This is a genomic window from Syntrophotalea acetylenivorans (assembly GCF_001887775.1).
In the GTDB taxonomy this organism is placed as follows: Bacteria; Desulfobacterota; Desulfuromonadia; order Desulfuromonadales; family Syntrophotaleaceae; genus Syntrophotalea_A; species Syntrophotalea_A acetylenivorans.
On sequence record NZ_CP015519.1, the window covers coordinates 19007 to 33571 of the forward strand.

The following is a 14565-nucleotide window of genomic DNA, read 5'->3' on the forward strand; positions in this document are numbered from 1 at the left end:
GCCCACGGTTGCCCCAAATATCATGTCAAAAGGGATTGTCACATATTCATAGGGATTTTACAGGTAACCGAACCGTCCGAGAAATCACAATTACCAAGCCCCCCTGTGTTAGGACATGATAGACACGACAACTATCTTGACTCCCACCGGGTAGAGCCTTTCATTAAGGTTGATTACCAGACAACCAATTCTGGAAAGGATAAGAATACCGGCACTTCCATTCCCAGGCAGTCAGAACTTGCTGTGGGGATTGGTAACCACTTCACGTTAACCGACAGACTGACTCTTGCGCTGTCGTATGGAAAAGGCGTTTCGGGAAGAAATACGACTAAACAAATGCCCAATAAGGCCCGATTTGTCAGGGTTTTCTAACGTTTGTTTAGGCAGCGTAACGTTGAGTCCGGGCGGGAGTCTGCTATCGTTAGGCTGTCGTTCTTGAACGTTTTGGAAGAGAAGTTAACTGTTTTTTAACTCAACAAAAAGGTACTTGGGTCGGAGGGTAGTCCTGTTGATCCGCTAAGCCCTAAGCACTAGGAGGTACAAAATGGCTAGCAAGAAGCACGTTGCCTGTCAGTCCTGCGATATTAATTGTGTTGTAGAGGCTGTAGTGAAGGATGACGGTAAGATCCAAACAAAGAGTATCTCAGAGCCTCACCCGACAACTCCCCCCAATAGTATTTGTATGAAGTCGGTGAATGCGGACACGATCAGGACTCATAAGGATCGTGTGCTCTATCCTCTGAAAAACGTGGGTAGTAAGAGGGGAGAGCAAAGGTGGGAGCGAATCAGTTGGGACCAGGCATTGGATGAAATTGCCGAAAAGTTGAAAAAGATTATAGCGAAATACGGTCCGGAGTCCCTTGGTGTAAGCCAGACTGAGATTAATCAGCAAAGCGAATGTGGAACGCTCCGGAGATTCATGAATCTCTTGGGTAGCCCGAACTGGACTGCCGCCATGTATATGTGTATCGGGAATACAGCCGGAGTTCATAGAGTAACTCATGGAAGTTACTCTTTTGCGAGTTTTGCCGACTCTAATTGCCTTTTGTTCATTGGTAAAAATCTCAGTAATCATAATTGGGTCTCCCAGTTCAATGACCTTAAGGCTGCTTTAAAAAGAGGCTGCAAGCTTATTGTGCTTGATCCGCGCAGAACCAAGGTCGCAGAGATGGCGGATATTTGGCTTCCTCTTCGCTATGGGACAGATGCAGCTCTATTTCTCGGGATGATTAACGTTATCATCAATGAACAGTTGTACGACAAAGAGTTTGTTGAAAACTGGTGTGTTGGGTTTGAAGAGCTTAAAGAACGGGTTCAGGAATATCCTTTAGACAAAGTTGCGGAAATAACCGGATGCGATGCCGAAGAAATCAGGAAAGCTGCTGTTATGTTCGCAACCGAGGGGCCTGCATCCATACCTTGGGCTGTTTCAACTGACATGCAGAAAAACAGTACGTCGGCGATCCGCGCTCAATGCATTTTAAGGGCAATTACTGGCAGCCTTAAGCAAGGGGCGGAGTTGTTGGGGCTCCCCCATTCAGAGTTCGTGTCTGTTTCCCAGATTCAGATGCACGAAGCACTGCCTGAAGAAAAGAAAAAGATTCAGCTCGGTACAGAACGGTACCCGCTCCTTACATACACGGGGATGAGTGCGTTTGAAGAGCCGTCAGCAAGAGTCTATGGGGAAGAAAATAGGTACTTCCACAATATGGCCGCGTTTATGGCCAATCCGACGGATATGTTTACGGCTATGGCTTCCGAGAAACCGTATCCTGTGAAGGCCTTCTTTACATTTGCCAGCAATGCGCTGATGGGCTTTGCAAATCAGGAAAACGCACTCGCTGGTCTCATGAATCAGGAATTGGTTGTTTGTTACGATCAGTTCATCAACCCTACAGCGCAGCTTGCCGATTATATTCTCCCCGGTGATCACTGGCTGGAGAGGCCTGTTGTTACGCCGAATTGGGAAGGTATTCCTTTCGCCAATACTTCCCAGCAAGTTGTCGAACCGGCTGGCGAAGCCAAAGATGAATATTATGTCGTCAGAGAGCTGGCCATCAGGATGGGACTTGAAGAGCATTTCCCGTGGAAGGACCGGGCTGAATTGATGAACTACAGGATCAGCCCGACTGGTAAGGATTGGGAAGAGTTCCAGAAGCAATTCACCTATCCGTCTAATATTCCCGATTATTTTGCCCCGGGTGGGGTAGGCGTGGCGACCCCATCAGGAAAAGTTGAGCTGTATTCAAGTGTGCTTGAAGGACTTGGGTATGATCCGTTGCCGTACTACAAGGAGCCGGAGCAGACTCCAATCAGTGACCCGGAACTTGCGAAGGAATATCCCTTAACCCTTTTTGCTGGTCTGCGTGAAGATCCGGGCTTTAACTCCTGCTATATGCAGGAAGGGCCCCTTAGAAACGTAGAGCCCGATCCTGTTGCCTTGCTTCATCCAAAAACTGCGCAGTCCCTTGGACTTCCCTCCGGCGAATGGATCTGGGTTGAGACAACTCATGGGAGGTTGAAGTTGCTCCTCAAGCATGATGGTGCGCAGCCGGAAGGTACGATAAGAATACCCCATGGACGGTGGTGCCCTGAACAGGAAGGTGGTCCTGAGACTGGATTTAGTGGAGCCATGCTGCATAATGATGCCATGGTATTAAGTGATGATGACTGGAATCTCGATCCGGAGCAGGGTTTGCCAAATCTTAGAGGCGGTATTCTTGCGAAGGCATATAAATGCTGAAAAAGGCTTGTGGATAGGTAGGTGGGGTATTGCAGCAGGCTGCCAGTCGATCGATTTTACGTGCCGAGCGTTTGATGAGTGAGGCGGATTGTGCAGATTTTCTGCCGGAGGTAGACCGCCGGCTTGCAGGATTGGTTCTCATTCTTTGAGTTACAGGATGTTCTGGTAAATCGGATTTCTTGGAAACCACCCCACTTCGGTGGCCATGCCTTCTCCTTCAGAAAGGATACTTTGTGTTTGGGGGAGGCATGGTCACTACCCTTACTTTGTTGAGGCAGATGAGTGATCACCCTATTGGCAAAATTAGTGCTTACGTGTCAGGTCCCGCATGATTCCTGACCTGTTTATGGAAAAGTTCCATTTTCTTTTTTTGCCAATCTTTTCGACAGTAAACAACGCATAGATTTCTAACGTCCCGTAGGGTTTCATGTTTGGGAGGATGCTGCGATAAAAGGGAATTCGTCATTAATAACCGGCATTATCCTCGTTGGCGGATAGAACCGTCGTATGGGAACCGATAGGGCATTCCTAAAAATCGAAGGCATTTCCCTTTTTAAACGGGTCCTCCAAGTTATGGAGTGACCTGCCCCACCTGATAGGTCTACTTCGAATGTTAGTGTAGCGCAACCCTGTCGGTTTCCAATGCCGCTGCTTGAATAGGCAGCGGCATTATTGTTTCGGGTACTGGTGGACGGTAGCCGAGCGAACTGTGTGGACGGATTGTGTTGTAATGTCATCGCCACTGTTCAATCAGAATCTTGTCCTCCTTGAGGGTATAGAAAATCTCCCCATTGAGCAACTCATCCCTCAGTTTACCGTTGAAGGATTCATTGTAACCGTTCTCCCAAGGGCTGCCTGGCTCAATGAATAACGTCTTGGCCCCGAGACGCTCCAACCAGCCCCTGACCAGCTTTGCCGTAAATTCTGCGCCATTATCAGGCCGGATGTAGCCAGGCGTCCCTTGATGCAGAAACAGGTCAGACACTGTCTCCACCACATCGTTCGAGTTAAGTTTTGATCAACCCGCATGGCCAGGTACTCCCGGCTGTATTCGTCAATCACGGTCAGCATCCGGAAGACTTTGCCATCGTGCGTTCGATCCTGGACAAAGTCATAGGCCCAGACATGATTTCGATATTCGGGTCGCTTGCGAATACAGGACCCGTCATTGAGCCAGAGTCGGCCTCGTTTTGGTTGTTTCTGTGGGACCTTTAGTCCCTCCCGTCGCCAGATCCGTTCTACCCGCTTGTGGTTGACCGTCTATCCGCCATGTTGAATGAGGGCGGTAATACGCCGATAGCCATAGCTGCCATATTGACTGGCCAATTCAATAATGGCTGCTGTCAGCGAGCCTTCGTCTTCTCGTGGCTGGGGTGGTCGTCTCTGTACGGATCGGTTGTTGGCCTAAGACGCGACATGCCCGCCGCTCCGAGATACGTAATCTTTCCTGAACGGCATTCACGCAGGCCCGGCGACGCTCAGGACTTAGAAGTTTCCCTTGGCTGCTTCCTGCAGTATCAAAGTGCTCATCCCGCCATACTCTTTGCGCCAGCGGTAATAAGGCACTTCACTCACTCCGATTGCTTTGATTGCTTGAGCCACGGTCTGACCTTGACCGATCAAAATGTCTTCTTCACGCAGTTTGGAAATGATCTCTTTGGGACGGTAACGTTTCTTCGCCATGTTCTTCCTCCTTGTCAAATCCGGTCTTGGGACTTAACACAAAAATGGACCGATTTGCTGGGAGAAGGTAACAAGTGCTGAGGTGGATCAATTTGGGTCGATGATTGCCCTCGAAGGTGGGGAGGTTTTGGATGGCAATTAACAAATAAGGTCAAAAAGGGACATTTTTGCATGCCGATTGAAAAAATAGGTTGACTCGGGAAAGCAGGGCCTGATAGTGTGTTGGTCAACCAGCCAAATTTGTTTTAAGTTTGTTGTTTGCGAAGGTATTTGGTTCTGTATTGAATAGTTTGTAAACCAAGTAGTTGCAGTGCAGCAAGAACCGTTTTGTTCGACCTAGATATAGCTTTTAGAATTATCAAGTAGTTGAGTAGCCTCCGCACATGAAAAGCTAGTCTTTACCTCCTTGGAATCCCAAGTGGGGGGGACCTCCTCTCTCCCCACTTGGATCTTTTTTGACTAGCGGTTAAGGCTTTAGAAAGTTTGTTTTAACTTTTTCTAGAGGTGTGCAGGTCGAGTCATGAGCTTTCAAGTTACATGGTTGTTCATAGCGAAGGCAAAATGCTCTAACAGTAAATTGTTGAGTTTGTTTTTTGTAGGAATATTGAATCATGTATTGAATAGTTTGTTGGTCAAGAAGTTGCGGTGTAGATAGAAACTTTTTTGTTTTCCCTAGATATGGCATTTACAACTGCTCAAATAGTTGAGTAACCCCCACACACGTAAAAGCTAGTCTAGTTTTATCCTACCTATGTAATTCCAAGTGGGGGGGGGTTACTCCTCCCTTTCCTCTCCTACTTGGAGATATTTTGCATCCAAACATTGGACTTTCCAGAGAGTTTTTAGCAAGGACTTGGCCTTCAAATTCACAGGTACTGCAAATGTCGTTCTCTGATCTCGTGTCTTACATAATTAATAATAACGCTAGTCACTTTCTTGTGCCGCTGTCAGAAAAATTTGACGTAAACATCTGGAACGCCGCCATGAACGAAGCCTTCAGGCAAATGGGGCTCGTTAATAAATGAAGCGCGGTATAGCTGTTTGATTTTTGCGGTGATTGTGACGTTCTGATAATTACATTTTTTTGTTAGCCGTCACGGGGCTTCGGGCCGGGCCGAGAGCCTGTGACGCAGGTGGCTGTTTTGCAGGTGACAGCCTGGCTTAAGCCCGGAACCGCACTAGCGGTTTCCGGGCTTAAGTCGTTTCAGGGGGCAAAGCCTGTGGTTGGCGTCATGGTCAGCGAGTCATCCGGCAAGCGAGTTTGTAAGCAGCAATGGGGCTGAGTTGTTACCTTTTTGCTTGGTATAGAGGTTAAATATGGAACATCGTATCAAGATTTGCATGGGCAGTTCCTGCTATAGCCGCGGCAATCAGGAGAACCTGGAGCGCATCGAACGCTACCTGAACTATCGTCAGGTCAACTGCGCCATCGACCTGCGCGGCAGCCGTTGTGAAGGACGCTGTTTTGAAGGGCCGAACATCGAGATTAACGGCCGATTGTTCGGTGGAGTCAAAGCCGAGACCATCGAGCAGTTGCTCGACCAGCAACTGGGCTTGTATTGACGGGAGTGTGTCATGGGGTATTACCAATGTTCACCGATTTTTACGGCGGAAAATGAGTGCCAGGATTGTTCGAAATGCGTTCGGCATTGCCCGGTCAAAGCAATCAAGGTAGCTGACGGCCAAGCCAGAATCGTGCCTGAGAAATGTGTGGCCTGCGGAACTTGTGTTCGGGTGTGTCCTGCTGGAGCCAAGCGGGTGCGTGATGACCTGACGGATGTCAAGCAGCTACTGCAGCAATCGAAGAAGGTTTTTGCCTCCCTCGCTCCTTCTTATGTCAGCGAGTTTCCAGGTATACCCACGGCGAACATAATTGCCGCCCTTCGGCGACTGGGGTTTGCCGGGGTCAGCGAAACCGCTTTGGGAGCCCAGGAAGTTTCTGCCAAGGTGGTCAGGGAGCTTAATGAGGGCCGGCAAAAATTGATTCTGTCCTCCGCCTGCCCGGCGGCGGTTACCTACGTTCAAAAATATCTGCCGGAATTTGCCCATTCGATCGCTTCTGTTTTTTCCCCCCTGCTGGCCCACTGTACCATGCTCCAACAGCATTACGGTTCTGATGTCGCGGTCGTGTTCATCGGACCCTGCGGGGCCAAGAAAAACGAAGGGGACCGTCATCCGGAATTGATGGATGCGGTCATCACCTTTACTGACCTTAGGGCTTGGTTGGGCGAAACCCGTATCAACCCGGCTGCCCTGGTGATAGGGGAGGAGGATCGTTTTGTGCCTGAAAGTGCTCAAGAAGGCGCTTTGTACCCGATTGAAGGCGGTATGATTGACACCTTGCGCATGCAGGGTGGTAGCGATCGGGTCCATTACGGCACTGTGGGTGGCCTTCGCGGCATCGAGCACGTACTGGGTGATTTGCGGCCGGAGAATGTGACTCTGCCGACCTTCCTCGAATTGCTGGCTTGTCGCGGCGGTTGCATCAACGGTCCCTGTGCCACTCCAGGACAGGCCGGACTGAAGCAATGGCAGGAAGTGATCTCTCGGGCCAATATCCCGGCCGAGCCTGTTCTTCGCCAGCCCTTATCCAATATCGATGAGAATATTTGTGATCTGCCACTGCCGGCTCGGAGCTATGGTGAACAGGAAATCCGTCAGGCTCTACGTCGCGTCGGCAAAGAAAGTCGCGACGACGAACTGAATTGCGGCGGCTGTGGTTATGAAACCTGCGGGGAATTCGCCAAAGCTATTCTGTCGGGCCATGCCGAATCATCAATGTGTCTATCCTTTTTGCGGGAACAGGCGCAGAAAAAGGCCAATGCTTTGTTGCACTGCATCCCCTCCGCCATCGTGCTGGCCGACAATGAGCTGAAAATTCTCGATTGCAACTGTAGCTTTGCAACCTTGTTCGATGAGTCGTTGCTTGAAGTTTATGAAGTCTGTCCGGGGCTAGCCGGTGCTTCGCTGCGGAGAATACTGCCTTTTGGCGAACTGTTCGAAGAGGTGCTGAAAAGCGGAGAGTCTCTGCGCCGCGAATCGCTGCATGTGGACAATCGTATTTTCGACCTGACCATCTTTCCGATCGATCCGGGTCTGGTAGTCGGCGGGGTCATCACCGACGTCACCGATTCGGAACTTCCACGGGAACTGATAGCCCAGCGAGCACAGGAGGTCATTCACAAGAACCTCAAGACCGTACAGGAGGTTGCTTGCCTGTTAGGCGAAAACATGGCGGAAACGGAAATCCTGTTACGTTCGTTGGTGGAAGGGTTCGCTCCGGAAGATGCCACCGCACACAAATTGGTTCCGTCAGTCGAAGAAAAATAAGGAGTAAAGTGAAGGGGGCTACTGAAGATGGCACAGGACCTGTTTGTCGAGATTGAATTCAGTCAATGCAACTACCACGGCGAGGATGTCTGCGGCGACTCTTTTCTGATGCAGAAGGTCGAAGACCAGAACCGCAGGATCGCCGTGCTCTCCGACGGATTGGGACACGGGGTCAAGGCCGGAATCCTGTCGACCATGACCTCCTCCATGGCCCTGAAATTCATCGCCAGCGACCTGGAAATCGGCCGCTCGGCGGAAATCATGATGGATGCCCTGCCGGTTTGCCAGAGGCGCAAGATCAGCTATGCGACCTTCTCCATTTTTGATTACCGGGAAAGTGGCAGCGCACGGATCATTGAGATGGACAACCCGCCATTTTTGCACATCCGCGAAGATGAAGTATTGAGTACGGACTACAAAGAAGTCTGTTCACCCCGGCACCAGAAACGCAAGCTGCGTATTTCCCACATTGAACCTCGTTCCCAGGACCGTCTGGTTTTCATATCGGATGGCATTACCCAGGCCGGCCTCGGTTCACAGCAGTACAAGCTCGGCTGGCGACTGTCCGGCTGCGCCGATTTTGTACTCGATATGCTGCGCGACGATCCGGCCATTTCCGCTCGCGACCTCTCGCAAGAGATCCTCGAAGCGGCCCTGCAGAAAGAACCCGGCCAGCAGGCCGGGGACGACATCACGGTGGGGGTGGTCTATTTCCGGGTGCCGCGGCGGACAATTTTGCTTACCGGCCCGCCGTTTTCCCAGGAGCGCGATGTCGTTTATGCCAATTACCTTGATTCATTTGCCGGGCGCAAGGTGATTTGCGGAGGCACTTCGGCCGATATTGTGGCTCGCGAATTGGGTCGGGAGATTCATACGGATCTGGGTAGCCATGGCTGCGGCATCCCGCCAGTATCGCACATGGAGGGGGTTGATTTGATTACGGAGGGGATTTTGACCTTGACCCGGGTAGCGCAATTTTTGGAGCAGGGGGACATCCCTCAAGAAGGCCACGGCGCCGCCCGGCTGGCCCAGATGTTGCGCGACAGCGATGCCATTTCGTTTCTGGTCGGAACCAAGATCAATGAAGCGCATCAGGATCCGAGTCACCCGGCGGAACTGGAGATCCGGCGTAACATCGTCAAGCGCGTGGCCAAGGTGTTGCAGGAGAAATATCTCAAAGAAATATCACTACAGTATATTTGAGGGGCTCTGCAAGGAATTTGCTTGGTTGAGTCTACAATCATACTCGATCTGAGGCGTTGCCCGAGCGTTTACCTGATGTCGGCTACCAGCAGTCGGAGTACTTTGGTCTGGTAACTAACAGGTCGGAACAACACGCTACCTTCGTTGCTTGGCACGGTCCCTTCAGCCTCTCCGATGCACTGATCACCCGCTGGTGGCAAGCGGTGCGCTTGGGCTCAGTGGTATCGCGCATCGATCTGCCGGTTACCGAGCGAGTCTACGGGGATGATCATCACGCCTGGTGCCTCTGGTATGCCAAGGGGACCTGCGGCGCCTGCGCCAATCGCTGCCCGGCCGACGCCATCACGACAAGAGGGGGACACGACAAGCAGGATTGTTGCAGCTACATCCTGGAGACAACCGCGCCTTACGCCACAAAAACCTACGGCACCGGCGCTACACCCTGCGGTCTGTGCCAGATCAAGGTTCCTTGCGAGGTCCAGGTGCCACAAGAATTGATCTGAACATGTTACACCAGACTCTGGTGCAATCATTCATAATAAGTGGAGAAATCATGCAGGTTCCGTTAAGCGAATTGCAGCAGCGGCTGAACTGTTTCCGAAGCCAGATGGATAGCACCGAGCCCGACTGGCAGGCAGCGGTCATTTTCGGCAAGGTTAATCAGTATTATTTCACCGGCACCATGCAGGACGGCCTGTTATGGATTCCGCGCGGCGACGAGGCAATCTACTGGGTACGCAAGAGTATCGAACGGGCCAGGGATGAATCGCTGTTTCCCCGCATCGAGCCCATGAACAGCTTTCGTGATGTCGCTGCGACAGTCGGAAATATGCCCGCCCGCCTGCACCTTGAGTGCGAGCTGGTGCCTCTGGCTATGCTGCGCCGCTTCCAGAAATACATTCCCGTTAGCGATATCCGGTCCATTGATGGGGCCATGGCAGCCGTACGGGCGGTCAAAAGCGACTACGAGCTGAACCTTATGGAGCGTTCCGGGGAGATACATCGCCGCATTCTTGAGGAGCGGGTGCCGGCCATGCTCAGGGAGGGCATGAGTGAAGCGGAGTTTGCAGCAGCGCTCTATCCGGTGATGGTCGAAGAGGGCCATCACGGTGTGGCTCGGTTCGGTATGTTCCAGACCGAAATGGCCCTGGGCAATATTTGTTTTGGCGAAAGTTCGATCTATCCCAACTACTTCGACGGCCCGGGTGGCAGTTACGGTCTACACCCGGCGGTGCCGCTGCTTGGCAGTCGCACCCACAAACTGGGCAAAGGCGATTTGGTTTTTGTCGATATTTGCTGCGGTGTGGACGGTTATCATACCGACAAGACCCAAACCTACATGTTTGGCGGGCCGATTGCCGACGAGGCGATTGCCGCTCACCGCGAATGTGTGGCGATTCAGAACCGGATCACCGAACAGCTTCGACCCGGGGCCATCCCCTCGGCGATCTATAAGCAGGTCATGGACAGCCTGAGCGACGAGTTCCTTCAGAATTTCATGGGATATGGCGCCCGCCCGGCCCGTTTTCTCGGCCACGGCATCGGTCTGCAAATAGACGAGACTCCGGTCATCGCCAAGGGATTCGATGAGCCGTTGCAGGAAGGGATGGTGCTTGCTCTGGAACCTAAAAAGGGCATCGAAGGGATAGGTATGGTCGGTGTCGAAAATACTTTCATTGTTACTGCTGAAGGGGGGCGCTGTATCACAGGCACACATCCCGGATTGCTGAAAGTATATTGACCCTCTAGCCAAGCTTTACGTGACGCTTGCGAGGAACCATAAGGCCGAAGGCTTTAACGTTAGGTGGAAACGATTGTTGGCAAACAAAGAAGGCCTTCCTTTTTGTTCAGAAGTAAGGGGGACAATTATTTTAAGAATACGAAAAGCCTCACTTTAAGCTTTCTTTCTTCTTCTGATAGGGCAATTAAATTTAGAAACTTTAGAATAGATTGATGATAGCGATGCTAGTATCAATGATTAAATAGATAAATCTGCTAGGGCTATACTAGAGGCGTGCGCAACCATTACAACATTATTTTACAAATATTTTAAATATGGTTGGAGCTTGATGAGATAATTCAATCTCAGGCTGAGAAGGCATGCGCCCACCTTATTAATATCAAAATAGATAATGATACCTTTTCCGGAGACAGTATCTAATGTGTATTTCACATGGTCAGAACAGTACATTGGTGAATATTGAGCAGCGTCGCAGTATTCGTTCTTTTACGGATAAACTTGTTCCCGACGAGCATCTGATGACCATTTTGCGTGCAGCCAATCAGGCGCCTTCGGCTCACAATCAGCAGTCCTGGAAATTTATCGTTATTCGCGGTAAGCGCAAAAACGAACTTGTCGGCCTGGTAGGCGCCAAAGCTGGAGAGTTTCCAAGAGCGGCAGCAGTTTTGTTGCGCATGGCAGCCAGAAGCATCAATTCAGCACCAGTGGTTATTGTCGTGGCCAATACCGGAAAATTGATTGGACATGGCACCGAACTGTTCCAGGTCGAAAAGGATCAGGCGCTGGATTTTTTCAAAACAATGGAGATACAAAGTTCGGCGGCGGCGATCCAAAATCTGCTGGTTGCGGCCGCCTCCCTTGGTTTGGCGACGGTATGGCTTGGGATTTTGTTTCTAATAAAAGATGAGGTGCTACGTCTTATGGGGGAGCAGGAAGGAGAGTTCATGGCGGTAGTCCCCTTGGGGTATGCGGCCAAGGATGTCAAGGAACCAAAAAAAATCAATTTTGACATGATGGTGAAGTGGTTGGAATAACGTGTAGTTAAACTACGTGAAATACTAATGGTCAGATTCAATTTGCATGTGCCCCACCCATGACTTGACCAAGCCGGAAATGAAAGTGCTGAAAATATCGCCCAAGGGAAAACCCACTATAGAGGATTTTCGGTAATTTAGAGATAAACAACCACATGGAAGAGGTGGTGGCCAGAGAAGAGAGGATTATCTAGCCCGAATCAGGAAAGAAACCAGCTCACCGCTCAACATCATCTATTTCCGGGAAGATTTGTACGGCGCTGCCGGTAACAAATCTTCCTTGCTTTTTCAGGAGAAAATATAATGCTCAGTCCATTGCAAACATCTTTCACCAAGGTTCTTTCCCTTACCAGCGATGAGGCTTTGAAGCGGCGCTTCATGGTTTTGGATGTACCGATTCAGGCCAACATGCGCTTCGGCCTGCTGCTGGAGGTTCTCGACAAGGTGGCGGAAGAGGCCGCACTCAACTACGTCAACCAATTTTTCCCGGATGCTCGAGTAGTCACGGCGGCTATCGACAATATCATTATCCGTCATGTCACCGACATGTCACGGGACGTGCACTTCAAGGCGCGTATCAACCACGTCGGCCGCTCCTCCCTGGAAATCGGCATTCGTGTCGAGCAACCCGGCGTCCCGGTGCGTCATATTGCTTCCTGTTACTTCACCATGGTCGCTCGTTCGGGAATGGGCGAAGGAGCGGTGAGCGTTGCCCTGCCCGGCCTGGACTATGGTGAGGATATCGAGCAACAGCGGGCCGACAAGGCTCTACAACGGCGCAAGGAATACAAGCAGCAGCAGGCGCGTCTGAACGAGCCGCCCAGTCGTGAGGAATTCCAGATGCTCACCGACCTGCATGCGGCCCAGGATGACCCTGGTTTCAAAGGTCTGCTAGCGGGAAAATTGACCGCCGACGCCTGGGAACGCATGTACCCGGAACAGGAAAACGTGCCGAAAAAGATTTTCGGTGGATACCTGATCCGTCGCGCCTACGAACTGTCGTCCATCTGCTCCGAGCAGATAGCCCCCAATCGCCCTATTGCCGCGGCGGTCAACCGCATCAACTTTTTTCACCCGGTACGCATGGGCGACACCCTGCACTACACCACCCGTGTGGTCTATACCAAAGGCAGCTTTATCTGTGTCGAAGCGAACATCGAGCGCATCAGTCGAGACAAGACCACCAAGGCTCTGTCAAACTCCTGTCTGTTCACCTTTGTCAATGTCGATGATGACCTGCAGCAACAACCGGTACCCCAGGTCTATCCCACCAACTACGGCGAAGATGCCCGCTACCTTATGGCCCATCGCAGCAGCCAGACCCTAATCGCGGAGGGGGCAAACGATCTGAGCTGATTGGCAGGAATTTTGGTCTATTGTCTTGGCTTTGGTTCGAAAGAAGAGGGTATGGTTTTGTGCCGAATCTGTGCCATGTTGGAACAAACTTTGGCGTTAAATGACTATTAACGACAAAACACCACAAAAACGTCACCTAACTATAAGCGAGACAAGGTGTTGAAATTACTTGTTGAAATGTTTTTTGGATTGTTGTCTTTTATTGTGGTTTGTGGGGAGTGAAAAGGCGCGGGTAGGACTTAAAATCCCTCGGGAGCAATCCTGTACGAGTTCGATTCTCGTCCCGGGTACCATAATAAAAACAAAGGGTTATGCTCTATTCAATGAGCGTAGCCCTTTGTTTTTTTGTAATCAATTGACCTGTTTACCCTCGGCGGAATATTTTAGATAAATTTTAGGCTAGTCTGGAGAGGGTGAGGCTCAACTGTATCAATCTTTTTTGCGCCGTATGAAACACAGGCCCAGGATTCCTGCACCTACAAGAGCGAATGTCCCTGGTTCAGGTACGACATTCGGTTCGACAGGGGTGTTGGAAAAACTGCCAGTCTGGATGAAAACGCCAGAGTCTAAACTCCAGTCGCCAGCATCTGCAATAGCCAGGTCAAGGTGGTAGGTCTCTCCAGCGGTCAAGCCAAGCAGGCTGGCGGTAAAGACATGAGTAAAGCCGTCGTATTCGAAGGGATAAGCGCCAGGTGCATCGTCGTTGTCGTTATCATTGTAGTACAAAGTATTAGAGTTGCTGTTAATGTTGTTAATAGAAACAGCGGTGTTTGTACCTGGAATCAAGGCCACGTTGTCAGTTACTTCAGTACCATTAAAGAAAAATCCAAAAACGTCATTATAATCACTGTTCACCCATTCATTGTATTCTTCAGACCCAAAGACGTAATTAAAGTAGGCAGCATCCCCTGTGCTAACAAAATCAAAACTAAGGATGGTAGCGTCATAAGTGGTGAAACCAGGAATTAAATTATTGAGGGGGGCATATCCTGGCAGGTCGTTATCACTATCTATATCGTCGCTGGTGTTGGTGGTACCATTCAGGTTGGCCGCCAAGCCGCTAGTAAGAACGATACCGCTTTCGATACCGATCCCCGCGGCAGTGCCCCCTGTAAAATAACCCGACGCAGAAGCATAACCGGTATAAGTAATATTAGAAATACTGACGCCAGCGCCGACCATGTTCTGGGCCAAATCACCAGGAGTAGTCATCGATGTGATACTCATGGCCATTACATTGGTCGTAACTGTGAAAAATAATAGAGTGTACAGTGTAGAAACAATTGCCTTCATTAAAGTCCCCCTCGAATAAATATGCCTAATGTGCTAAACAGATACAGTCGCCTACTTTGCAAACAATATTCCACGCCGTAAGATACCGAAAATACATCAAAATATTTTGGCTTGTTTCTCTTTGTAAAAAAATCCGACAATATGCTTACATCTTTTGTGGCTGGAAATCTTGACTTGCCCCA

The 14565-nt window shown here is 50.4% G+C and carries 9 protein-coding genes and 1 pseudogene; 8 read left to right on the forward strand and 2 right to left on the reverse strand.

All coding sequences use genetic code 11. The annotated features are described in order from the left end of the window. Positions 1 to 544 precede the first annotated feature (544 nt). Complete coding sequence (locus A7E78_RS00115) at positions 545 to 2743, forward strand: molybdopterin-dependent oxidoreductase (protein ID WP_072282365.1); 2199 nt, start codon at positions 545 to 547, stop codon at positions 2741 to 2743. A gap of 613 nt (positions 2744 to 3356) precedes the next feature. On the opposite strand, the pseudogene A7E78_RS14745 reads toward A7E78_RS00115, so the two are convergent. Beyond that, positions 3357 to 4426, reverse strand: a pseudogene (locus A7E78_RS14745) (IS3 family transposase). Positions 4427 to 5743: 1317 nt separating this feature from the next. On the opposite strand from A7E78_RS14745, the gene A7E78_RS00130 reads away from it, so the two are divergent. The 7 genes from A7E78_RS00130 (at position 5744) to A7E78_RS00160 (ending at position 13090) form a co-directional block, all read left to right on the forward strand. After that, complete coding sequence (locus A7E78_RS00130) at positions 5744 to 5989, forward strand: (2Fe-2S) ferredoxin domain-containing protein (protein ID WP_072282367.1); 246 nt, start codon at positions 5744 to 5746, stop codon at positions 5987 to 5989. Positions 5990 to 6001: 12 nt separating this feature from the next. Further along, complete coding sequence (locus tag A7E78_RS00135) at positions 6002 to 7756, forward strand: [Fe-Fe] hydrogenase large subunit C-terminal domain-containing protein (RefSeq protein WP_072282368.1); 1755 nt, start codon at positions 6002 to 6004, stop codon at positions 7754 to 7756. Positions 7757 to 7783: 27 nt separating this feature from the next. After that, on the forward strand, positions 7784 to 8959 hold the full coding sequence (locus A7E78_RS00140) for a SpoIIE family protein phosphatase (RefSeq protein ID WP_072282369.1): 1176 nt from the start codon (positions 7784 to 7786) through the stop codon (positions 8957 to 8959). Between the two features lie 56 nt (positions 8960 to 9015). Further along, a complete protein-coding gene (locus tag A7E78_RS00145; protein WP_235605409.1) occupies positions 9016 to 9462 on the forward strand; it encodes a hypothetical protein in 447 nt (148 codons plus the stop codon). A 50-nt stretch (positions 9463 to 9512) separates the two neighbouring features. Further along, entirely contained in the window at positions 9513 to 10700 is a 1188-nt protein-coding gene (locus tag A7E78_RS00150; RefSeq protein ID WP_083552455.1) for a M24 family metallopeptidase, read from the forward strand. Between the two features lie 419 nt (positions 10701 to 11119). Continuing rightward, positions 11120 to 11734, forward strand: a complete 615-nt coding sequence (locus A7E78_RS00155) for a nitroreductase family protein (protein ID WP_072282371.1) — start codon at positions 11120 to 11122, stop codon at positions 11732 to 11734. Between the two features lie 303 nt (positions 11735 to 12037). Next, positions 12038 to 13090 (forward strand): acyl-CoA thioesterase, encoded by a 1053-nt coding sequence (locus A7E78_RS00160; RefSeq protein ID WP_072282372.1) that lies wholly within the window; start codon positions 12038 to 12040, stop codon positions 13088 to 13090. Positions 13091 to 13519: 429 nt separating this feature from the next. Here A7E78_RS00160 and A7E78_RS00165 read toward each other — a convergent pair whose 3' ends face one another. Further along, positions 13520 to 14383: a choice-of-anchor L family PEP-CTERM protein gene (locus A7E78_RS00165; RefSeq protein WP_072282373.1), complete on the reverse strand. Its 864-nt coding sequence runs from the start codon at positions 14381 to 14383 to the stop codon at positions 13520 to 13522. Between the last annotated feature and the right edge of the window lie 182 nt (positions 14384 to 14565).

Coding starts and splice junctions, on each gene's coding strand:
- A7E78_RS00115 (WP_072282365.1), top strand. CDS start 545: ATGGCTAGCAAGAAGCACGTTGCCTGTCAGTCCTGCGATATTAATTGT.
- A7E78_RS00130 (WP_072282367.1), top strand. CDS start 5,744: ATGGAACATCGTATCAAGATTTGCATGGGCAGTTCCTGCTATAGCCGC.
- A7E78_RS00135 (WP_072282368.1), top strand. CDS start 6,002: ATGGGGTATTACCAATGTTCACCGATTTTTACGGCGGAAAATGAGTGC.
- A7E78_RS00140 (WP_072282369.1), top strand. CDS start 7,784: ATGGCACAGGACCTGTTTGTCGAGATTGAATTCAGTCAATGCAACTAC.
- A7E78_RS00150 (WP_083552455.1), top strand. CDS start 9,513: ATGCAGGTTCCGTTAAGCGAATTGCAGCAGCGGCTGAACTGTTTCCGA.
- A7E78_RS00155 (WP_072282371.1), top strand. CDS start 11,120: ATGTGTATTTCACATGGTCAGAACAGTACATTGGTGAATATTGAGCAG.
- A7E78_RS00160 (WP_072282372.1), top strand. CDS start 12,038: ATGCTCAGTCCATTGCAAACATCTTTCACCAAGGTTCTTTCCCTTACC.
- A7E78_RS00165 (WP_072282373.1), bottom strand. CDS start 14,383: ATGAAGGCAATTGTTTCTACACTGTACACTCTATTATTTTTCACAGTT.